Annotated in this window: 20 protein-coding genes; 7 read left to right on the plus strand and 13 right to left on the minus strand. The window is 63.3% G+C overall.

What is annotated here, in order from left to right; all coding sequences use genetic code 11:
* Positions 1–13: 13 nt before the first annotated feature.
* Positions 14–1,246, minus strand: coding sequence for a DUF1501 domain-containing protein (locus RS897_RS04460; protein WP_407654429.1), 1,233 nt, complete (start codon positions 1,244–1,246; stop codon positions 14–16).
* Positions 1,247–1,251: 5 nt separating this feature from the next.
* A complete protein-coding gene (locus RS897_RS04465; RefSeq protein WP_315835389.1) occupies positions 1,252–2,760 on the minus strand; it encodes a DUF1800 domain-containing protein in 1,509 nt (502 codons plus the stop codon).
* 147 nt (positions 2,761–2,907) lie between these two features.
* Here RS897_RS04465 and RS897_RS04470 point away from each other — a divergent pair, with 147 nt between their 5' ends.
* Positions 2,908–3,129, plus strand: a complete 222-nt coding sequence (locus tag RS897_RS04470; protein ID WP_315835390.1) for a cysteine-rich CWC family protein — start codon at positions 2,908–2,910, stop codon at positions 3,127–3,129.
* Here the strand turns inward: RS897_RS04470 and RS897_RS04475 are convergent.
* The 4 genes from RS897_RS04475 to RS897_RS04490 form a co-directional block, all read right to left on the minus strand.
* Complete coding sequence (locus RS897_RS04475; RefSeq protein ID WP_315835391.1) at positions 3,101–3,367, minus strand: SemiSWEET family sugar transporter; 267 nt, start codon at positions 3,365–3,367, stop codon at positions 3,101–3,103. The two genes, RS897_RS04470 and RS897_RS04475, sit on opposite strands and share 29 nt — an antisense overlap.
* 68 nt (positions 3,368–3,435) lie before the next feature.
* Positions 3,436–4,131 (minus strand): glutathione S-transferase family protein, encoded by a 696-nt coding sequence (locus tag RS897_RS04480; protein WP_315835392.1) that lies wholly within the window; start codon positions 4,129–4,131, stop codon positions 3,436–3,438.
* 9 nt (positions 4,132–4,140) lie between these two features.
* A complete protein-coding gene (locus tag RS897_RS04485) occupies positions 4,141–4,842 on the minus strand; it encodes a glutathione binding-like protein (protein ID WP_315835393.1) in 702 nt (233 codons plus the stop codon).
* Positions 4,843–5,103: 261 nt separating this feature from the next.
* Positions 5,104–5,883, minus strand: a complete 780-nt coding sequence (locus RS897_RS04490) for a DUF4394 domain-containing protein (RefSeq protein WP_315835394.1) — start codon at positions 5,881–5,883, stop codon at positions 5,104–5,106.
* Between the two features lie 183 nt (positions 5,884–6,066).
* Here RS897_RS04490 and uvrB point away from each other — a divergent pair, with 183 nt between their 5' ends.
* The 5 genes from uvrB to RS897_RS04515 all read left to right on the plus strand — a co-directional run bounded on the left by uvrB (position 6,067) and on the right by RS897_RS04515 (position 11,249).
* Entirely contained in the window at positions 6,067–8,937 is a 2,871-nt protein-coding gene (gene uvrB / locus RS897_RS04495) for an excinuclease ABC subunit UvrB (RefSeq protein WP_315835395.1), read from the plus strand.
* A 110-nt stretch (positions 8,938–9,047) separates the two neighbouring features.
* Positions 9,048–9,419, plus strand: coding sequence for a tRNA-binding protein (locus RS897_RS04500; protein WP_315835396.1), 372 nt, complete (start codon positions 9,048–9,050; stop codon positions 9,417–9,419).
* Between the two features lie 230 nt (positions 9,420–9,649).
* The gene (locus tag RS897_RS04505) at positions 9,650–10,111 is read left to right on the plus strand and encodes a nuclear transport factor 2 family protein (protein WP_315835397.1); all 462 of its coding nucleotides are present in this window, start codon (positions 9,650–9,652) and stop codon (positions 10,109–10,111) included.
* Between the two features lie 223 nt (positions 10,112–10,334).
* Positions 10,335–10,577, plus strand: coding sequence for a hypothetical protein (locus tag RS897_RS04510; protein ID WP_407654430.1), 243 nt, complete (start codon positions 10,335–10,337; stop codon positions 10,575–10,577).
* Positions 10,578–10,817: 240 nt separating this feature from the next.
* Positions 10,818–11,249, plus strand: coding sequence for a nuclear transport factor 2 family protein (locus tag RS897_RS04515; protein ID WP_315838519.1), 432 nt, complete (start codon positions 10,818–10,820; stop codon positions 11,247–11,249).
* Between the two features lie 83 nt (positions 11,250–11,332).
* Here the strand turns inward: RS897_RS04515 and RS897_RS04520 are convergent, their stop codons facing one another.
* Together RS897_RS04520 and RS897_RS04525 are read right to left on the minus strand one after the other, a co-directional pair.
* Entirely contained in the window at positions 11,333–11,983 is a 651-nt protein-coding gene (locus tag RS897_RS04520; protein WP_315835399.1) for a 3-oxoacid CoA-transferase subunit B, read from the minus strand.
* 21 nt (positions 11,984–12,004) lie between these two features.
* Positions 12,005–12,706, minus strand: a complete 702-nt coding sequence (locus RS897_RS04525) for a CoA transferase subunit A (protein ID WP_315835400.1) — start codon at positions 12,704–12,706, stop codon at positions 12,005–12,007.
* Between the two features lie 274 nt (positions 12,707–12,980).
* On the opposite strand from RS897_RS04525, the gene RS897_RS04530 reads away from it, so the two are divergent.
* Positions 12,981–14,936: an AsmA family protein gene (locus RS897_RS04530; RefSeq protein ID WP_315838520.1), complete on the plus strand. Its 1,956-nt coding sequence runs from the start codon at positions 12,981–12,983 to the stop codon at positions 14,934–14,936.
* Here the strand turns inward: RS897_RS04530 and RS897_RS04535 are convergent.
* The 5 genes from RS897_RS04535 to RS897_RS04555 all read right to left on the minus strand — a co-directional run bounded on the left by RS897_RS04535 (position 14,933) and on the right by RS897_RS04555 (position 22,088).
* On the minus strand, positions 14,933–15,751 hold the full coding sequence (locus RS897_RS04535; protein WP_315835401.1) for an ABC transporter permease subunit: 819 nt from the start codon (positions 15,749–15,751) through the stop codon (positions 14,933–14,935). The two genes, RS897_RS04530 and RS897_RS04535, sit on opposite strands and share 4 nt — an antisense overlap.
* Positions 15,751–16,665: an ABC transporter permease gene (locus tag RS897_RS04540; protein WP_315835402.1), complete on the minus strand. Its 915-nt coding sequence runs from the start codon at positions 16,663–16,665 to the stop codon at positions 15,751–15,753. Before RS897_RS04540 ends, RS897_RS04535 begins: the two co-directional genes overlap by 1 nt.
* 4 nt (positions 16,666–16,669) lie before the next feature.
* Positions 16,670–17,812: an ABC transporter ATP-binding protein gene (locus RS897_RS04545; protein ID WP_315835403.1), complete on the minus strand. Its 1,143-nt coding sequence runs from the start codon at positions 17,810–17,812 to the stop codon at positions 16,670–16,672.
* Positions 17,805–19,295, minus strand: a complete 1,491-nt coding sequence (locus RS897_RS04550) for a glycerol-3-phosphate dehydrogenase (protein WP_315835404.1) — start codon at positions 19,293–19,295, stop codon at positions 17,805–17,807. Before RS897_RS04550 ends, RS897_RS04545 begins: the two co-directional genes overlap by 8 nt.
* 147 nt (positions 19,296–19,442) lie before the next feature.
* Complete coding sequence (locus RS897_RS04555) at positions 19,443–22,088, minus strand: sensor domain-containing protein (RefSeq protein WP_315835405.1); 2,646 nt, start codon at positions 22,086–22,088, stop codon at positions 19,443–19,445.
* Positions 22,089–22,183: the final 95 nt, after the last annotated feature.

The raw sequence follows: 22,183 nt of genomic DNA on the forward strand, positions 1-22,183 counted from the left end.
CCGGTTGCGGGAGTTATCCAATCAATCCCGCGACCGGCTTCGCCGCGCCGCTGTCAGGAAATACCGACGCCGAGAGCACACGTTCGCTCAGGCCGAGGTGATCCTGCAACACACCTTTGATCACGCCACGCAGGTCCGTTGTCGGTTTCAGGTCGCGGCTCTCATAGAGATTCGCAACCTTCAGGCCGGGCCAATCCGAAATCACCCGGCCACCTTTCACGGCGCCACCCGCCAGCAAGGCGACGGTGCCGGTCCCATGATCGGTGCCCTCGGTGCCGTTGATACGCGCTGTACGGCCGAATTCCGTCGCCACCACAATCACGGTGTCGCGCCAGCGCGGACCAAGCCCGCTTTCGAAATCCGACAACGCCCCGTCGAGCCCGCCGAGCAATTGCGCGAGACGGCCGACCGGGCCGCCTTCCTGGGCATGGGTGTCCCAGCCATCGAAGGCCAGGGCAGCAATGCGCGGACCGTCGTCCGCGGCCATCAGCTTGGCCGCGCCCTTGGCGGCGATCCGCATCGCATTGACACCTGGCTTCGGTTTCATCGCCTCGTCGCCGCGCGCCGCAATCTTCTCGATCTGCAGGCCCTGGGCCAGCGAAGACGCCAGTTGCGGATCGCGATGGCGATAGAGATCGAGCAGTCGCATCGCGGTGTCGTCGGCCGCCTGCGGCAGCGTGGCCGGCGCCCAGCCGACGGTCGGCGCCGCGCCGCGCAGCACCAGCGGGGTGGTCGGGCCGATGGCAAGGCCGCTTGTCACCCGCTGGCCGCGCGGCAGGTTCTCGATCGCCCGATTGAGCCAGCCCGACTGCACGCGCCCAGGCCCGGCAAAGCCGCTTTCCAGCACGTCCTGGCCGTCGAAATGCGAGCGTTCGCGATAGGAGGTCGCCACCGCATGCACCACCGCCGCCTTGTTATCTCGGTACATGCGGGCGAATTCCGGCATCGCGGGATGCAGCGCGAAAAAGGAATCCAGCCCGATCGCCGCATGCGGTCCGTCCGATGTCAGCGCGATCGAACCGTGCAGCGCGGCATAGTCCGGGTCGCCAACCGGCGCCACCGTGGCAAGCCCGTCGAGCGCCCCGCGCAGGATGATCACGACCAGGCGCGGATCACGGCCATCGGCGGCGCGGGCGAATTTCGGCAGGTACGCCCAGGCAGCGAATGTCGCCGATCCCAGCAGCAGCGAGCGGCGGGCGATGCCGCGCTGGGTTGCGCTCTCACAACAGTCCATCGTCAGCTCCATTGGTGTCATCTCCTCTGGAATTCCGGCGACATCAGCAGCAGCGCCAGCGCCTGCTGGCGCGATTCGGCCCGCTCCACAGTCTGCCGCGTTTCCGGCGACGCGGCTTGACCCGCGACGATATCGAGCAATTCGCGTGCATCGACCGTATCAGCGATACGCGAGGCGAACTGCGCCGCCACGTCAAGCCGGAGCTTCATGCCTTCCGGCGACGCCCAGGCCGCGTTGGTGTCGGCAAAGCCGTTCGGCCCGGCCGGGGTCCAGAGCGGCTGGCCAAGCAGGCTGAGCGCACCAAGGATGCGTCCCGGCTCTTCGGGAATGCGCGCCAGCAGCCGCCCGGACGCGATCAGATACTCGTAAGGCGTGCGCATCTTGGTCATCGGCGCCTGCCAGGCGGCGTCGGCCTCCAGCAGCGCCACCGCCATGGCCTTCAAGTCGCCATCGGTCTTGCCGAACACGTCCGCCAGCCGCGCCACTAGAGCGGGCGGCGGATCGTCGGCCACGAAATGCCGAACGAATTTGGTGGCGATGAATTTGGCAGTCGCCGGCCGGCGCGCGATATCGGCCAGCGCCGCTTCGCCTTGGGCAAGGCCGGTGTCCTCATAACTCTTGCGCAGCAAGGTCTGCGGCCCCGGCTCATGCGCGTTGGCGTTGAAGGCGAACGCACCGGCCGCACCGAGCTTGCCATCGCGGCCGGCATAGGTCCAGCCGGTGATGATGCGCGCTAGCGACGTCACATCTTCCTGCGTGTAACCGCCCCCTACACCGAGCGTATGCAATTCCATGATCTCGCGCGCGAGATTTTCATTGAGGCCACGCTTGCGATTCTGCCCCGCCTTCGAGGCCGGCCCGACCGATTGCTGATTGTCGAGGAAAAACAGCATCGCCGGATGCTGCTCCACCGCCTTCAGCATGTCGCCGAAACGTCCCAGCACATGCGGGCGGATCGCCTCCCGCTCAAAGGCACCCGCCCAGATATGGGCCGGCTGACCCTTGTTGGTGGAGATACAAAAATGATTGGACCAGAACGTCACCAATCGCTCGACAAAGCCGACCTCCGCAATGCTGGCTCGCTGAAACCGCGCCAGCGCCTCGGCGCGATAAATCTTCTGGACAACATTGAGCGGCTGCGGCGCTGGTTTGGCGGGCTGCACCTGTGGACCGGCCGACATGGCGTCGGGGGAGGCCATCGGAGCCGGGTTGACCGGGCTGTCGGATGGCGCCGCGACGATCATTGGCTTGTCAGGTTTGACATCATCCGGCTTGACCGCCGCCTTCGCCGCGGCATCGCGCTGCTGCTTGACCTCGTCCTGGTAGTCGAACAGCAACTTCGCCAGTGCCGGCGTATCCTGCAAGCCGGGCGCATCGAGCAGTGCCACGCCGGGTTTTGCCAGTTCCGCCTTCACGTAGCCGCGGGGATCGGAGGCCGCGCTGGTAAAGTCGCCGGATGCGCCACCGCGTGCCCCGAGACCGAATCTATTGAGCGCCACCAGGGCGGCTTGCGGATCTCGGGCCATTGACGTTCTCTTGAAGCGTCCTCACGAACAATCTTTCGAACCGCCCCGTCCGTCGCGGACGTTGCGTTGGGCGATCGAATGACCCAACTATATGGGGTTCGTTGATGAACCCGACATGAAAGATGCGCCGGAACCAGGGTGGAGTTCGTGACAAATCCGTTAGGTTCGCAATCTCCCGACGCATCGCCGGCCCGCCGGCTGACATGCGCGCGCTGCGGAACCGCGTTCGGCTGCGACCTGTCGGCGACATGCTGGTGTCATGAGGAGACGGAGCGACTGCCGATGCCGGTCGACGGCGCGGACTGCCTGTGCCCGGACTGTTTGCGAATAGCAGCGGACGCTAACCGTAACGCAGCTTCATCGCGATGATGACCGAGGTGAACACGATCGACACCGCATTGGCACCGATCAGGGGCCAGTCGGCAAGCGCGATCCCGTAGGTCAGCCAGCAGACCAATCCCGCGATGAACGTCAGGTTGGTCCACAACGAAATGGCGCGGGTGTCCTTGTAGCGAATCAGCCGCACCGCCTGCGGCAGCCAGCAAATCGTTGTCAGCACGGCGGCAGCCATGCCGATCCAGGGAACAGCGGCGGAAAATCCGGTCATGATGGCCTGCGATCACAAAGATTCGTCGGCCCATTATGACGGCAACGCCTTCGCAAGCCAAACCGGCGCTAGACCTCATATCCTGGCGATTTGCGCGCAAGGCCATCGAACGCATCGAGCAATCGTTCGCGCCAGTCGAAAATCGAATCATCAGGTTTCAGCAGTTTGAACGGACTGGTCGCCCGCGCCCACTGGAAGCCCCCGAACATGATATAGTCGGCATAGTTCGGCGCCGTGCCGCCGATGAACGGCTGCGACCGCAGCGTCAGCCGCAACGGATCGAGCGATTTGCGGAAACCTTCGACGGCTTTGTCGCGCGGCGCCGCAGCCTCCTCGAGGGTTCGGCCCAGACGCGCCTCGCGTGTCTGGCGGAAGTAGGCTTGATCGACCGGCAGCAGATGGTCGTGGATGTCGGCGGCGATCAGCGGGAAGATCCCGCCAACGATCGTCACGTCGCCCCACCAGTTGAGCATGCGTCCCATGGCACGGCCGCCGTCGCCGCCGAACAGCGAGGGACGGTCGGGATAACCATCCTCAAGATAGTTCGCGATCGCCCAGGAATCCGCGACCGTCGTGTCGCCGTCCAGCAGCACCGGCACCTTGTCGGAGTTGTGCGGAGCAATCGCGCTTTTTTCGGTAAAGCGCCATGGCACGGTTTCGGCATCGAGGCCTTTGTGCGCCAGCGCCATCCGGGTGCGCCAGCAATACGGACTGAACGGACGCCCCGCATCCGCACCGACCAGTTCGAACAGCTTGCGTGCCATGATCACCCCTTATCTGACGACGGCGGCAGTTTGCCCGAACAGGATCTTCCTCTCCTCCTCAGTGCGAATGGTGGTCGCGTTCGGGTTGACCTGTTTGGACAGCGCATAGGCCCGCTCGGTCGCCGGCCGCGCGCGGATCGCTTCGAACCAGCGTTTCAGATGCGGGAAATCCTCCAGCTTCTGGCCCTGGCGTTCGTAGGGCACCACCCAGGGATAACTCGCCATGTCGGCGATCGAATAATCGCCGGCGAGGAAGTCACGATCGGCCAGGCGCTTGTTCAGCACGCCATACAGGCGGTTAGTCTCGTTGACATAGCGATTGATCGCATAGGGCAGCTTTTCCGGAGCATAGATCGCGAAGTGATGGTTCTGCCCGGCCATCGGGCCGAGGCCACCCATCTGCCAGAACAGCCACTGCAGGGTGTCGAATTTGACCCGCACATCGCTGGAGAGAAATTGGCCGGTCTTCTCGCCGAGATAGGTGAGGATCGCACCGGACTCGAACACCGAGATCGGCTTGCCACCATCTTTCGGCGTGTGGTCAACAATCGCCGGCATGCGGTTGTTGGGCGAGATCGTCAGGAAATCCGGCTTGAACTGGTCGCCGGTCCCGATGTTCACCGGGAGGACCTTGTAGGGCAGCCCGGTTTCCTCAAGATACATCGTGATCTTGTGGCCGTTCGGCGTGGGCCAGTAATGAAGGTCGATCATGGGACGATCCTGCGTTTTTCTGATTTTGGCCGGCATCCTAAAGTAGATGCCACTGCATGAACTTGCCGGAGTTCACTCAATCCCCATGGCGAAGTCAATGGCGTGCCGATCGTTTCGCGCCGACGTGATATGCGTTCCCGCATAACAGACCGCCGATGCTGACTTGGGTCGCTGCGCAAATCCACGAGACAACACAGGCCCGTCGAACAAACGGCGCCGCGCAGGATGCGCAGCGCCGTCGCAAATTATGACGCGTTGAGATCAGCTCCCGGGCAGGATCGCAATATCCTTCACTGAACCGCTCACACCGGTGATCTTTGCTGCCTCGGTGGCTTTGCCGGTGGCGAGGTCGATGCTGTGCAGCGTGTCTCCCGCCATCAGCCAGGCTTCATTCTTGCCGTTGCCATCGGACCAGATGTCGAATGCGACGGTTTCGGCCTTGATGCCGAGCTTGCCGACGGCACTGAGAACGCCGTCGTTCGGTGGCGCCTGCTTGATCAGGCCGCCGATGGTGCCATCGATATTGAACAGGGCGGTCTCCTTGGCCCCCTTCACGGAATTTGTGTAAGCACCGGCGACGATATTGGGCTTCTCGCCCTTGTGCATATCGCTATCGGCGTATTTGTGATCGCCGTCCTTGGTCACCTTGCCGTCATCGACATTGGCGCGCAGGTTGGTGCCGTCGGCCCCCATCACCCGCAACCGATCCGCGACCGGATTGAAGTCGACCGTCACGGCAACGCCTTTGGCCACCATGGTATCGAGCTTGGACTTCGTCGTCGCCTTGCCATCACTGGCGATGGTGATCACGGTTCCGTCGTCGACCACGCCATAAAGCATGCCGTCGGCGGGGCGAACATCGATACCAACCAGAGCGCCGGAGATGCCGGTCACCTTGACAGTCCCCGTCACCTTCTTCTGCCCGGTATCGACTGTCGCGATGGTGTCGCCGCCGACCAAGGCTGCGACTTGTGCCGCACCCGCCGTCGCGGATGTCAGGAGTAACGCCGCGGACGCGGCAAAAAGCGAACGCAAGATCATGTCGATCTCCCTTGTGGAACTGGCACCGATGCCGTGCGAGCTACGACGGCGATCGGCCGCCGGTTTCGGTTTCGCGGCGCTTTGCCCCGCGTCCGGGTGACGCATCGACTCTCTACAAAGGTATTTTTTACCGGGTCCGGAAACGGTCTTTTATTGACCGGAAAACAGACCCATATTCCGCCCATGGCGACTCCCCCCGACAAACCCAAAAAAAACAAGACTCCGAAATCCAAGGCGCACCGGCCCGATGTGCAGCCGATCGGGCCTGCGCTCGCCGAGCTGCTGAATCCGGCGATCAATCGCGGCGAAAGCGGCGTCGGCTCGCAAACCGGCCTGCAACCGCCGCCGGAGAATTCGTGGGAACGCCGCGCCGGTGGCGAGGCCGCCGCGCATCGCGCCCGCGCCTCGACCAAGGCCGCCGACGGACTCCCGACCGATCCGTTGCCGGACCGGAATATGACGCGCAACACCAAGCTGGCGCGGGCCAATCCATTGCGCGCGCAGCCGCAACCGTCCGGTGCACGACGCGAGGGGCAGGGCTTCGACGAGGCCCCGCAGGCCAATTACGGCACCAGCGCGTCGATCCCGACCATGGATCCGGAACTGGCCAAACAACTCGGCCTCGATGTCGAGGATGACGACACGCTGGCCCGCCCGGCACGCAACAAGATGGAGGCCTTCGGCGTCGCGGCGACCGCTGACGCGCTGGAGAGCCTGATCCGCGACGGCCGTCCCGAGTTTCGCAAAGACGATGGCAGCCTGAACGTATGGACGCCACATCGGCCGTCGCGCCCGGAGAAATCCGAAGGCGGCGTCCGCTTTCAGATCAAGTCCGAATATACCCCGAAGGGCGATCAGCCGCAGGCGATCAAGGAACTGGTCGAAGGCATCCAGCGCAACGAGCGCACCCAGGTGCTGCTCGGCGTCACCGGGTCCGGCAAGACCTACACCGCGGCACAGGTGATCGAGGCGACGCAACGCCCGGCCATCATCCTGGCGCCGAACAAGACGCTGGCCGCGCAGCTCTATGGCGAGTTCAAGAGCTTCTTCCCGGACAACGCGGTCGAATATTTCGTCTCATATTACGACTATTACCAGCCGGAAGCTTACGTCCCGCGCACCGACACCTATATCGAAAAGGATTCCTCGATCAACGAGCAGATCGACCGCATGCGCCATTCGGCCACGCGTTCGCTGCTGGAGCGCGACGATGTCATCATCGTCGCCTCGGTGTCCTGCATCTACGGTATCGGCTCGGTCGAAACTTATACCGCGATGACGTTCACCCTGAAAAAGGGTGAACGTACCGATCAGCGGCAGATCATCGCCGACATGGTCGCGCTGCAATACAAGCGCACCAGCGCCGACTTTTCCCGCGGCACCTTCCGGGTGCGCGGCGACACCATCGATATCTTCCCGGCGCACTACGAAGATCGTGCCTGGCGCATCAATCTGTTCGGCGACGTCATCGAAAGCATCGAGGAATTCGATCCGCTAACCGGCCACAAGAGCGACGAACTCGAATTCATCAAGATCTATTCCAACTCGCATTATGTGACACCGCGGCCGACCCTGATCCAGGCCATCAAGGGCATCAAGAGCGAGCTGAAATGGCGGCTCGACCAGCTTAACGCCCAGGGCCGGCTCTTGGAGGCGCAGCGCCTCGAACAGCGCACCACCTTCGATCTGGAGATGATGGAAGCCACCGGCAGTTGCGCCGGCATCGAAAACTATTCGCGCTATCTCACCGGCCGCAAGCCGGGTGAGCCGCCGCCGACCCTGTTCGAATACGTGCCTGATAACGCGCTGGTGTTCATGGACGAGAGCCATGTCACCGTGCCGCAGATCGGCGGCATGTTCCGCGGCGACTTCCGGCGCAAGGCGACGCTTGCCGAATACGGCTTCCGCCTGCCCTCCTGCATGGACAACCGTCCGCTGCGGTTCGAGGAATGGGACGCAATGCGGCCGCAGTCGGTCGCGGTGTCGGCGACGCCGTCGGGATGGGAATTGAACGAGAGCGGCGGTGTGTTCGTCGAGCAGGTGATCCGTCCCACCGGACTGATCGATCCGCCGGTCAACATCCGCCCGGCCCGCACCCAGGTCGACGATCTGGTCGGCGAGGTCCGTGCCACGGCGGCGGCGGGCTACCGCTCACTGGTGACCGTGCTGACCAAGCGCATGGCGGAAGACCTCACCGAATATCTGCATGAGCAGGGCATTCGTGTCCGCTACATGCACTCCGACATCGACACCATCGAACGCATCGAGATCATCCGTGACCTGCGGCTCGGTGCTTTTGACGCGCTGGTCGGCATCAACCTCTTGCGCGAAGGCCTCGACATTCCGGAATGCGCGCTGGTGGCGATCCTCGACGCCGACAAGGAGGGCTTCCTGCGCAGCGAGACTTCGCTGATCCAGACCATCGGCCGCGCCGCGCGCAATGTCGACGGCAAGGTCATCCTTTATGCCGACCAGATGACCGGCTCGATGGAACGCGCCATCGCCGAGACCGATCGCCGCCGCGAGAAGCAGGTGGCCTACAACACCGCCCATGGCATCACGCCGGAAAGCATCAAGAAGTCGATCGGCGACATCATGAACAGCGTCTACGAACGCGACCACGTGCTGGTCGAGGTCGGCGACGGCGGCATGGCCGACGATGTCATCAGCATCGGGCACAATTTCGAGGCGGTGCTGGCCGATCTCGAAACCCGGATGCGGGAGGCCGCCGCCGACCTGAACTTCGAGGAAGCGGCGCGGTTGCGCGATGAGGTCAAACGGCTGCGCGCCACCGAACTCGCCGTGGTGGACGACCCCACCGTGAAGCAGCGTGTGGTGGCGGGCAAAGCCGGCGCCTACGCCGGGACGAAGAAATACGGCGACGCCGCCAATCTGCCGCCACCTTCGAAAAGCACCCGCGCCAAGAAGCCCAACCTCGACGAGATGGGACCCGGCATGGAATCCAAGCCCTATCGCCCCGATCCAGCTCCTGGCCCATCGCCCCGCTCATCCGGCGGCTCGCCGGGCCATCGCGGCCGGTGGAAGAAGCGCTGATGCGGTGCACACCAGACGGCCGGGGCGCCAAGCACCCCGGCCCTTTCTCATTCCCTAAATGTAATCATCCCTGTTGATGCCGTCATAGCGGCCAGCGAACAAGCGAACCGATGTCCGAGCCTGCAACACCATCTCATCCCATTACCTATGACGACTTCGCCAAGGTCGATTTGCGTATCGGGCGCGTGATCGAGGTGCTGCCGTTCCCAAAGGCGCGCAATCCATCGTGGAAGGTGAGGATTGATCTCGGCGACCTCGGCGAGAAATGGTCCAGCGCACAGATCACCAATTATACCGCGGACGAACTGGTCGGCTCGCTGGTGGTCTGCGTCTGCAACTTTGCGCCACGCAACATTGCCGGCTTCATGTCTGAAGTCTTGATCCTCGGGGCGCCGGACGCACGCGGGAAAATCCTCGTACTCTCACCGCGCGCACATCAAGGCGGCGCCGAAGCCATCGCACCGGGAGCAAAAGTGTATTAACCTCCAGTTGATCCGTGAACGGTCCGCGACCGTGACTTAGTCAGCATTATTTTAGACAGCTGACAAGACACCCCGGAAGCAACCGCGTGCGGATGATGCTAAACGCCTGCAATGTCGACACATGTCATAAGAAAACGGTAACGTTGCAGACCCATTTGGCTTGATCGACAACCGGTTCCATCACTAGTGCAGTGCCATTGTACAACTGCCCGTGTTGCGGAAGTTTGGTCATGGATGCGAATTCAGCTCGCCAGTGCGTGCTGACCTTCCTGGAAGGTTTTTATGCCGGTGATGCGGCGTGCGTGGAGCAATGCTGCGACGATGGTTTCGTCTCCCTCACCTATGCGCCGGTCGAGATCTTTCCACATCTCGGCCTCAAGCAGGGCAAGGCCTGGATCGCGGAAGCGATCCGTATCCAGCAGGAGCGATATTCCCACCGCAGCTACTCCGTGCGGTTCATCGTGGTCGAGGGTCTGCGGGTCGCCACCCTGTCGGACGTCAGCCTGACCAAGCGCAGCGACCAGCGCGTCGTGAAGTTCGCGATCGGCGAATTCTTTACCTTGAGCAACGGCCGCATTCTGGAGCATCGCGCGTTCTTCGATTCCCTCGATCTGCTGCAGCAACTGCTTGGGCGCGATTTGACCGAGGCCTTCGCCTCCAGCGTCAAGCTGACGATGACAGCGCGGGATTAGGCCGCGTTCTTCGCACGGACGGGGCGCTTCAACGTCTTCGCGCCCGCTTGCCGGGTTGCAACGCCCCATCCGACGTTCGTAGCATTCGCCGCTATTGAACGTTTTACGCTTGGCCGCGACCAATCCCGCAACCCTCCACGATCCATGGGCACGGGACACATGGTTTGAAGAAAACTTGGCTTGAGAACAGCACGGCCTGAAGAAAGCACGCCCTGGAATGAGAATGATTTTGCTGGTTTTTGCCGGGTTGGTGCTGGGGGTGCTGGTGGGGGCCGCCCTCGGTCTCGGCGCTGGTTTGGCGTGGACCAGCTATTTCGAGACCAGCAGCTTTGAGGGCTACAGCGGCATGCTGGTGTTTCTGACCTTCATGCCAATCGGGGCCATGATTGGCGGACTCATCGGCGCGATTGGACTGGGGATGTTCGCGCTCCGCGACGGCGAGCCACGAGCGCGGCGGGAACCCTGATCAGCCTGCCAAAACGGCAAAATCGCTCTTTTCCGAGTATTTTCAATGGCTTTTAACCAACACAATAACGCGCTGGCATACCAGAACATTTGTGCAATGCAATAATTGCAATTGTATGACAACGCCCGCGTGCATATACGAGCGGCCAACACAGTGGGAATGCAGCACCCCGGCGCAGCGCCAAAGAAGGCGCAAGAGGCCGTCTGCTGTTCTTTGCATATCAGTTTCAGGATCAGCACCATGACAGAGCACAGCCTCTGGCGTTTCTCTCGTGCGTTACATCTCGCCATCAATGAGGGCGAGATGGATCAGCTCGACGCCGTACTGGACGATGAGATCGACTGGGCGATCTACGGACCGATCGACATGTTCCCATTTCTCGGTGCCCGGCGCGGCAAGGAGGCGGTGATGGAGGTGTGTCGTCAGATCGCAGATAACGTCCGCGTTCGCCGCTTCGATCGCGAATCGGTGATGCTCGGCGACGAGCAGGCCTCCTCCCTGGTCCGTTATTCATTGACCTCGGTGGACTCGAACAAGCCGATCAGCATCCGGGCTGCCTATTTCGCGCAGTTCAAGCGCGGACGGCTGGCGTGCATGCGTGTCGTGCTCGACACCTTCGACCTGGTCGAACAGGCGCTGGGCCATCCCATCCACCTGCCGGCGGCTGTCTGACCCTTCGCGGTTCAACGCCATAAGAAAACCGCCCCGGGTTTGGCCCGAGGCGGTTTTTGCGTTTGCCATACGGTGCGACAATTTTAGGTGTTCTTCAGCGCGATCCGGAAATCAGCCTCGGTCTTCGCTTTGACGTCTTCGAGAGTGACGCCGTCGGCGAGCTCGATCAGCGCCATGCCGTCATTGCCGTGCTTGTCGATGGTAAACACCGCGAGATCGGTGATCACCATGTCGACCACCTTCTCGCCGGTCAGCGGCAAGTTGCAGCGATGCAGCAGTTTCGCACCGTCCTTGGCGGAGTGCTCCATCACCACCACCACGCGCTTGACGCCGGCGACGAGATCCATCGCGCCGCCCATGCCCTTGACCATCTTGCCGGGGATCATCCAGTTGGCGAGATCGCCGTTCTCGGCCACCTGCATCGCGCCCAGGATCGACAGGTCGATATGTCCGCCGCGGACCATCGCGAAGGAATCCGAGCTGGAGAAATAGCTGGTGGTCGGCAGTTCGGTGACGGTCTGCTTGCCGGCGTTGATTAGGTCCGGATCTTCTTCGCCCTCATAGGGGAACGGACCCATACCGAGCATGCCGTTCTCGCTCTGCAGCTGAACGTCGACGCCTTCGGGGATGAAGTTCGACACCAGCGTCGGGATACCGATGCCGAGATTGACGTAGTAGCCGTCGCGCAGTTCCTTGGCGGCGCGGGCGGCCATCTGTTCACGAGTCCAGGGCATTGAGCTTCTCCTCTCGATTCGTCAGGCGCGCTTGCGCGTGGTGCGCTGCTCGATACGCTTCATGGCGGTACCGACCTCGATAATGCGCTTCACATAGATGCCGGGCGTGTGAATGTGATCGGGATCGATCTCGCCGGCGGGGACCAGATGCTCAACCTCGGCCACGGTCACCTTCGCAGCGGTCGCCATCATCGGATTGAAATTCCGCGCGGTCTTGCGATAGACGAGGTTGCCGGCGGTGTCGCCCTTCCAGGCGTGGACGATGGCGAGATCGGCGACCAGGCCGGTCTCCAGGATGTATTTTTCGCCGTTGAACTCACGGACATCCTTGCCTTCGGCGATCAGCGTGCCGACGCCGGTTTTGGTATAGAAACCGGGGATGCCGGCGCCGCCGGCGCGGATGCGCTCGGCCAGCGTGCCCTGCGGGTTGAATTCGAGTTCCAGTTCCCCGGCGAGGAACTGCTGTGCGAACAGCTTGTTCTCGCCGACATAGGACGAGATCATTTTCTTGATCTGGCGCGTCTCGAGCAGGCGGCTCAAGCCGATGCCGTCGACGCCGGCATTGTTGGACACCACCGTCAGATCCTTGACGCCGGATTCGCGCAGTGCGTCCGACAGCGCCTCGGCGATGCCGCACAGACCGAAACCGCCGGACATGATCATCATGCCGTCCTTGAGGATGCCGTCGAGCGCGGATTTCGCGTCCGGATAGACCTTGTTCATCGCTGTCCAACCTGATGGGAAATGGAGGGAGTTGCTGCAGACTATTAGGCGAAATCGTCGAGACCCGTCAATCATCGGGGCCGGGCAGCCGGACGTGGCGCATGGCCGCCATTGGGGCAGGGGCGCGCCGCCGCTCACCCGCCCGTCTCATCCCCCTCCGGCGACCCTCGATGGCCTTGAAAGCGTCAAGAAAAACCATCAAGTTGCGGGCGATTACGGCGGCCGGACCCCGGGTCCGCCCGGCCTGCAACCCAATTCGGATCAGAGATTGACGATAGCCCAGGGAATTAAGCGCCTCGGGACGCCGATTGCGGCGTTTCTCGGCATTGTCGTGATCGGATTGATTGCCGTTTCCTGGCTCACCGACCGCAATGCCGTGATCCGCGCCGTGGAGGACCAGCTCCGCACGGCGACCGGGCTCGATCTGGTGGTCGACGGTAACGTCCATGTGTCGATGTTTCCGGGCGGCTATGTCGAACTTCAGCGTATCGGCTTGAAAGACGGCGGCGCGACCGAACCGGCCCTGAGCGTCGACACCCTCACGGCAAACCTGCGGCTGATACCGCTCCTGATGCAGCGCTTCGAAATCTCCGACGTCACGCTCGACCGTCCGCGCATTATCGTGACACGGAGCGCTGACGGCCGCAGCAACTGGGCGCCGATCGTCGAAACGCTGTCGCGCCGGATCAAGCCCGGCGTCGACAGCCCGGTCTCGTTTTCGGAGATCAAGATCAAGGATGGCACCCTCGTTTATCAGGACGAGGCGCAGCACGCCCTGGAAACCGTGACGGCCGCCGACATGTCGTTCGCATGGCCATCGATTTCGCGGTCGTTCGCCGCGACCGGGCAATTCGACTGGCGAGGCGAGCGCATCGATGGCAGCGTCAGCATCAATGACTTCGTCGCGGCACTGTCCGGCGAACGATCCGGCCTGAAGGCACGGATCGCCGGCAAGCTTCTGAAGTTCGCCTTCGACGGCGCCGTTGCCGACCGCGCCAGCCTGATGATGGAAGGAACGCTGACGGCGGATTCCAGTTCGCTGCGCAATGCCCTGCGCTGGGCCGGGCATGACCTGCCCGGCGACGGCGGCTTCGGCCGCTTTGCCTTGAAGGCGCGCGCCAACGTCGTTGGCTCGCAGGTGGCGCTGACCAACGTCAATATGGAAATCGACGGCAATGTCGCCGAAGGCGTGCTGACCTACAGCAACGACAGCCGCCAGACGTTGCAAGCGACACTGGCGTCCGACGCCCTCGACATCACGCCCTATGTCAACACCATGCGCCTGTTGGCCACTGGCGCCCGTGACTGGAACAGGCAGTCGTTCAATCTGCAGAGCCTGTCCGCAAGCGACCTCGACGTCCGTCTGTCGGCCGGCAAGGTGACGGCGGGGACTTCAAAATTCGGACGCACCGCGATCGGCGCCAACCTGCGCAACGGCACGCTGGCACTGAGCGTCGGCGAGGCTCAGGTCTTCGGCGGCATCCTCAAGGGATCGCTCGGACTGTCCCGCACCGACACCGCGGCGGAAGTGAAGGCGCAATTCCAGTTCAGCGATGTCGATCTCGAAGCGTTTGCCGGCGAGGTGTTCGGCAATCGCAAACTGGCCGGGCGCGGCAATCTCAACCTCGCACTGGAAGCGTCCGGCGCGAGCGCCTACGAGTTGACGCAGTCGCTCGACGGCACAGTGACGTTGACAGGGCATGACGGCGCTTTGATCGGCTTCAATGTCGAACAACTGCTGCGTCGGCTGGAGCGTCGCCCGCTGTCCGGCGCCGGAGAGTTCCGCAGCGGCCGCACGCCGTTCTCAACCCTCAATGTCGTGCTGAAGCTCGACAAGGGCATCGCCAGCACCGAGGACGCCCGCATCGAAGGGCCTTCGGCCCGTCTGGTGCTGAGCGGCACGGCCAGCGTGCCGGCGCGGGAATACGACCTGAAAGGCGTCGCCAGCCTGGTCTCGGCTCCGAATACGCCGCCTGCATTCGAACTGCCGTTCGTGGTCCAGGGCCCCTGGGACGATCCGCTGATCTTCCCGGATTCCGATGCACTGATCCGCCGCTCGCCGGCCTCGGCGCCGCTGCTTAACGCCGTGCGGACGCGGGACGCCGTGCGTTCGGTGATCGATCGCTTCAAGGGCACGCAGAAACCGGCTGCTACCCCTGCGCCAGAGAGCCCGTCGCCGGCGAACGCAGAAGCACCAGCCAAGGATGCGCCGGCCCCAAGCTCGAACTAAAGCGGAGCCGCGCTTTCGCCCTGCGCGCTCGACAGTTTCGACGCCAGCGATGCCGCCACGATCACCACCGCAACGCCGGCGATCACCAGTGTGCAGATGGCGTTGATTTCGGGCTTCACGCCGAGCCGCACCTCGGAATAGATTCGGATCGGCAAGGTCGCCGCGCCCGGTCCAGTGGTGAAACTCGCAATCACCAGATCGTCGAGCGACAGCGTGAAGGCCAACAGCCAGCCCGCGATCACGGCCGGCAGAATCAACGGCAGCGTCACCGCAAAGAACGCCCGCGCCGGCGCGCATCCCAGATCCATTGCCGCCTCTTCCAGGCTGCGATCGAGCCCGCGCAGCCGCGATTGCACCACCACGGTCACGAAACACATGGTCAGCGTGGTGTGCGCGATGGTCACGGTCCAAAAGCCGCGCTCGACGCCGGTTGCGACGAACAGCAGCAGCAGCGACAGGCCGGTGATCACCTCCGGCATCACCAGCGGCGCATACAGCATGCCGGAGAACAGCGTGCGGCCACGAAAGCCTGCGCCCCGCACCAGCGCCACCGCGGCGAGCGTGCCCAGCAGCGTGGCCGCCGTCGCCGAACAGAATGCCACCCGCAGGCTCATCCATGCCGCCTCCAGCATCGCGCGGTCATGGAAGAATTCGTGATACCAACGAAGCGACCAGCCGCCCCAGACCGTGACAAGACGCGAGGCATTGAACGAATAGATCACCAGGATCAGGATCGGCAGATAGAGAAACGCCAGCCCCAATGCCAGCGAGACGGCATTAAAGGCCGACAGCCTGACCAGCGAGCGCTGCGCCATCAGCTTGCTCCCTCGAGCTGGCGGCGCTGCAGCTTTTCGTACAGCAACAGCGGCGCGAGCAGCAGCAGCAGGAGCACGATGGCGATGGCAGAGGCCACCGGCCAGTCCTTGTTGGTGAAGAACTCCAGCCACAGGGTCTGCCCGATCATCATCCGGTCGGACCCGGCCAACAGGTCCGGAATGACGAACTCGCCGACAATTGGGATGAAGCACAGCAGCACCCCGGCCCCGATTCCCGGGAGCGACAACGGCAATGTCACCAGCCAGAACGCCTTCAGCCGCGAGCAGCCGAGATCGGCGGCTGCCTCCAGCAGCGCATGGTCCATCTTTGCGAGCGTCGCATAGAGCGGCAGGATCATGAATGGAAAATAGGAATAGACGATGCCGAGATACATCGCGCTGTCGGTGGCAAGCCAGACCACCGGCCGGTCGACGATATGCAGGGCCTGCAGCACGGTGTTCAGGAGGCCGTCGTGCTGCAGCACGTTGATCCAGGCATAGATGCGGATCAGAAACGAGGTCCAGAACGGCACGATCACCAGTGTCATCGCCAGCGGCTGCAGCGATGCCGGCAACCGTGTCATGCCATAAGCAACCGGATAGCCGATGGCGAGCAGCAGCGCAGTGGACGACAGCGCCACCACGACACTGCGCAGATAAGAGACGATATAAAGATCGTCCGAGAGCAGCAGCGCAAAATTGCCGGAATTGAGTTGCGACAGCGCGTCCTTGAGACCCTGCCAGCCATCGGCCAGCGAAAACACAGGAATATAGGGCGGCTGTGCGATCGCGGTCTGCGACAGGCTGATCTTCAGCACGAAGCCGAACGGAACCAGGAAGAACAGCAGCATCCACAGATAGGGCGTGATCGCCGCAAGACGGGCGGGCCGGGTGAAGATGCGGCGGCTGGTCATCGGATCACGTCTCCAGCACCACGCAATCGGCGGCCGCAAAGGACGCCGTCACCCGCTGTCCCGTAGACATCGCATCGCCATCACTGCGCGACGCATTGGTGACGGAGGCCCGCAACACAAAGCCGCTGTCCAGCCTGATCCGATAGACCGACGCGCCGCCGAGATAGTTCACGTCGATCACGTCACCTGCGAAGCGATTGAAGCCACCGTTGCCGGCATCGGCATCGCCGGCAGCAACTCCGAACTTTTCGAGCCGGATCTTTTCCGGCCGGATCGCGACACCGATATCGGCGGACTGCGGCCGCGACGTCGGCACGGCCGCGATGGTTCCGATATCCGGCGCATCGACCATGATGCGATCGGCCGCATGCAAAACGATCCGGCCCTCGATCATGTTGATGTCGCCAACGAAGCTCGCGACCCAACGGGAATTCGGCGCCTCATAGAGTTCGCGCGGGGTTGCCACCTGCACCAGCCGGCCACGATCCATGACGCCGATGCGATCGGCGACGGTCATGGCTTCTTCCTGGTCATGGGTCACGATGACGAACGTCATCCCGAGCCGGCGCTGCAGCTCCATCAGTTCGGACTGGGTGCTTTCACGCAGCTTCTTGTCCAGCGCCGCCAGTGGCTCATCGAGCAGCAGGATCCGCGGGCCGCGCGCCAGCGAACGTGCCAGGGCCACGCGCTGGCGCTGGCCGCCGGACAATTGATCGGGTTTGCGCGCCTCGAGTCCTTCCAGCCGCACCAGTGCCAGCATCTCCCTGACCCGAGCCTCGATGTCGACTTTCGGCAGGTCCGTCCGCTTCAGTCCAAACGCGATATTGTCGCGCACCGTGAGGTGCGGAAACAGCGCGTAGTTTTGAAACATCATGTTGACCGGGCGGCGATGCGGCAACACTGGTGCGATATCCCGGCCATCGAGCAGGATCGCCCCCTGGTCGGGCGCCTCAAACCCGGCCAGCATGCGCAGTAGCGTGGTCTTGCCGCAGCCGCTGGGGCCAAGCAATGCGAAGAACTCGCCGGCCCTGATGTCGAGTGAGAGGCCATCGACGACGACAAAGCCGCCAAACCGTTTGACCACCGAAGCAATACGCAACAACGGCGTGTCCGCCGCCTCCGCCGTGACGCGTCGCCCTTCAGCCATCGCCCCTCGCCGCGCGATCACCCGAGACATGCGCCCGCGTTTTCATGAACTGCTCCAGCCTGTCCTGATCGCGCGCGGCCATGGTTAGTCCGAGCCGCGAGCGCCGCCAGATCACATCGTCTGTGAACCGCGCCCATTGCTGCCCGATCAGATAGCGCACTTCCTTCGCCGACAGATCCTCGCCAAACATCGGGCCGAGATCGTCTGGAACGCGCACGCCGTCAAGCAGATTTTCGATCCGGGTGCCATAGGCCTCCACCATTCGGTGGAGGGTGGCCTCACCCAGGAACGGCCAGCGACGGCGCGCGGCCCCGGCAAAGCCACCGATATCGCCCGCGGGAATGTTGCCGCCGGGCAGCCGCGCATCCGCGGTCCACGGCTTCGGCATAGGAAAGAACGGTGCGAGCGCGGCCATCCCGGCCTCAGCGCGCCGGCGCGCAGTGGTGGCGTCGCCGCCGAACATGGTGAGCAGTGGCGCCTCGCCGGACCCGCGCTGCAGGCCGACAAAGCCGTCTCGCCCGTATTCGTCGCCGACCTCAGCGACATGCACCCCGGCCAGCGCATGAAGCGTGTCGGTGGGTTGCAGCGGCACCCTGAAATTGCGGTTGGCGACATCGAGCAAATAGGCGATCTCCCGCGACGCCACCGACACCATGGCGGGGTCCCCGGCAAAATCCTCCTCCACCGTGCCGATCAGGGTAAAATCCCGCTCAAACGGAACGGCGTGGACCGACCGGCCCTCATCGGTGCGGAAAACATAAGCACCGTCGTGATCGAACAGGCGCCGGACCACGATCTGGCTGGAGCGTCGCAAGCTGACCTTGGGAGACGGTAGTCGCAACACGGTCTCCGCGACCGATGCGATCCATCCACCGGTCGCGTTCGCCAGCGCCTGCGAGGATACGATCTGGCGCTGGCCTCGATTGACCACGGCAAGCCGCCAGATGTCCGAGCGGTCAGCGCGGACACATCGCGCACCGGTCCAGATGTCGGCGCCACGCTCGGCCGCATCCACCGCGCAGTGGATGGTCAGACGCGCGACATCCGCCAGCCCAACCCCATAAGCAAAGGCAAGACCAGACGGTTGCTTCAAGACCTGCCCGAACGGGTCATGGGTCAGTTCGATCACCCCGGCGGCCGGCAGCCTTCCGTGCGCCAGCCGGTCGTGGATGATCAGCCCCAGCCGTCGCAGCCACGATGGCCCTGCTCCATCCCCCAACGGCATGACACAGCGCACCGGCCGGACCAGATGCGGTGCCGTGCGCATCCAGACGTCGCGCTCGGCTGCCGCTCGCCACAGCGCACGCAAGCCGCCGGGCATGCGGGGGTCGGCCTCGATTAGAGGAGAAGCGGCAGAGGACGCGCCAGCGGCGAGATCGCCTTGCTCCAGCAGCAGCACGCGCAAGCTGCGTCCCGCCGCATCACGGGCGATGCTGGTGCCATTGAGGCCGCCGCCGATGATCGCAAGATCGTAATCTGCCATCCGCGCCTATCTCCGATTCGGAGCATGGCAAGCGGCGTGCGCAAAACCAAGGCGTCGCTTTGGTTATGCCCGGAGGTAAGAGACAAATGCCCGCGCCGTGGGCCGCGCGTGGACCGAAATCCTGGCCGGCCTCTCCGGCCGGTCTTGCTAGCCGGTTTTGCGGATATCGAGGTCGGGCGGGATCTCACCGACAATGCCGAGATATTGGGCGATCGGCGCCGGCTTGCCGAGGAAATAGCCCTGCACCTGGTCGCAATTTTCCTGGGCCAGGAAGGTCAGCTGGTCCTGGGTTTCGACACCCTCCGCCACGATCGAGATATCGAGGCCATGACCCAGCCCGATCATGGCGCGGATGATTGCCGCCGACTGCGCATTGCGGCCGAGATTGAGCACGAAGGTGCGGTCGATCTTGATCTTGTCGAACGGAAACGCCTGGAGATAGGTCAGCGACGAATAGCCGCTGCCGAAATCGTCCATGGCGATCCGCACGCCCAGCGCTTTGAGGCGCCGCAACAGCGACAGGCCGCGGTCGAAATCCTCGATCAGGACACCCTCGGTGATCTCCAGTTCCAACCGGCCCGGCTGCAGCCCGGTTTCCAGCAGGATCGAGTGCACGAGACCGACGAGATCGCCATGCTGGAACTGCGCCGGCGACAGGTTGACCGCGACCTGCATCGGCTTCGACCACGACGCCGCTTCCCGGCATGCCTCGCGCAGTATCCACTCGCCCAATTCGACGATCAGGCCGCTTTCCTCCGCCAGCGGAATGAAATCGCTCGGTGGCACGAAACCACGCAACGGGTGAATCCATCGCGCCAACGCCTCAAAACCGATGAATTCGGGCGCGATGACGTCGTGGCCGGTCAGGGCCTGCGGCTGATAGTATAGCGAGAGCTGGCCGTTGCGCACCGCTGCCGCGAGATCCTGGTGCAGCGCGCGCCGGTCGCGAATTTGCTGATCGGTTTCCGCCTCGAACACACTGATAGATCCGCGTCCTTTCGCCTTGGCGCGGAACAATGCCACGCTCGCGTTCGCCAGCAAGGCGGCCGCGTCGGCGCCGTTGTGCGGGAAAATCGCAATGCCGATGGTTAAACCAGTGCGGACCGACTTGCCGTCGATCACGAACTCGTCCTGCATGGTATTCATCAGCCGCTGCGCCAGCGTCTGTGCGGCTTGCGGCTGCTGGCCATCGATGATCAGGCCGAATTCGCCGCCGCTTAGGCGCGCCACCACGCCGCCTCGGGCGGCGTCCTGAATACGGCGTGAGACCTCGATCAGAAGTTGATCCCCGACCGAGTGGCCGAACACGTCGTTGACTTCCTTCAACCGCTCCATATCCACCGACAGGACGGCGAACTCCTCGTCCGAACCGCCGCAGGCATCGATCATCTGGGTCAGCGCCTGGATGAAGGCGGCCCGGTTCGGCAGATCCGTGAGGGTGTCGTGGTAGGCCATGTGCGCCATCCGGGATTCGGTCTGGCGGCGGTCGGTGATGTCCTCGTTGGTCTTGATGAGGTATTGCGGTTCGCCGGCGTCGTCGAGCACCGTGACCCGCCGGGTCAGGAACAGGCGCAGGCCGTTCTTGGTCTGGATCGGCTGTTCCTCGATGGTCGGCACCTTCTTGCGGATCGCGATGTTATCGCGCTCCACGATCAGCCTGGCCGCCGATCCGTAGATCTCCTCGACGGTGCACCCGATCACCGCTTCGCGCTCGCGGTTGAAGATCTTTTCGGCGCTGCGATTGACGAACAAATACTGGCCATCGCTGACGCGCTTGACGTCGAGCGCGAGCGGGACGTTGTCGATGATCATTTCGAGAAATTTTTTGGTGTTCTCGAGCTCGCAGGACAACTGTCGGCGCTCGGTGATGTCTTCGAGCAGTGCGATCAGGAACTCGGGCTCGTTGCTGTCGTTGCGGGCGACCACCCGGTTGCTGTCCAGGATACGCGTCTGACCGTCGCGTTCCACCGAGAATTCCGAGCGCAACTGGCCTGTCGGCGAAGCGACCGCGGCGCGATCCAGCTCGTTGACACTGATCGAGGCTTTGAGCGTTGCGATCTCGTCGGCGAGTTTGCCAATGATCTGGTCGCGCGGCAGTTGCGAAAACTGCTCGAAGGCGCGATTGGCCAGAATATAACGGCCATCCTCGATAGTCTTGGCCGCGACGCTGACCGGGATATTGTCGATGACGGATTCGAGGAAACGCTTGGTGGTCGCCAGCTGTCGCTGCAACTGCCGCTGTTCGGTGACGTCCTCATGGGTCGATATAACGCCGCCGTTGCGCAGCGTCCGATGCTTGACCAGAATCGCGCGTCCCTCGGGGAGTTCGGTGACGCAGCCCTCTTCGCTGCGGACCTCGCGGAAAAAGTCCTCGACGTCGCCATCGAGCATGCCGAGGCGCTTGCGAAGTTCGACCAGGTCACGCACCGACATGCCCATCCGCAGATCGGAACGCGACAAACCGTAGAGCTTGAGGTAGCTGTCGTTGTAGAAAACCAGGCCCTTCTGCGCATCGACCATGACGATGCCGAGGCTCATGTTGTTCAGCGCGGCATTGACGAAGGCGGTGCTGCGCCGGTTGGCGCGTTTCGCCTTCTCCAGTGCCGACATGACCCAGATGATGATCGCCGCGAGAAACGCGAAGATGACAAAGTCGGCCAGCAGGATCTGCCAGATCGTGCTCGGATCCGCCGAGGCATCACCGAGGGCAAGCGCCGGCGCCATGCTGGCCGCAAACGCGCACAGGACGGCCGTTGCGAGAATGATCGCTTTGCCGCCCACCTGCCTGTGCATGCCCTTCACCAGCCACTCGCGCAAATTGCTAGCGAGTGTCTGGTTGCACCCGTTTGAATCGGGTAAACGCGTACCCGACAAGGCTCAGAACTTGA

It is taken from the genome of Bradyrhizobium prioriisuperbiae, assembly GCF_032397745.1.
GTDB classification, from domain to species: domain Bacteria; phylum Pseudomonadota; class Alphaproteobacteria; order Rhizobiales; family Xanthobacteraceae; genus Bradyrhizobium_A; species Bradyrhizobium_A prioriisuperbiae.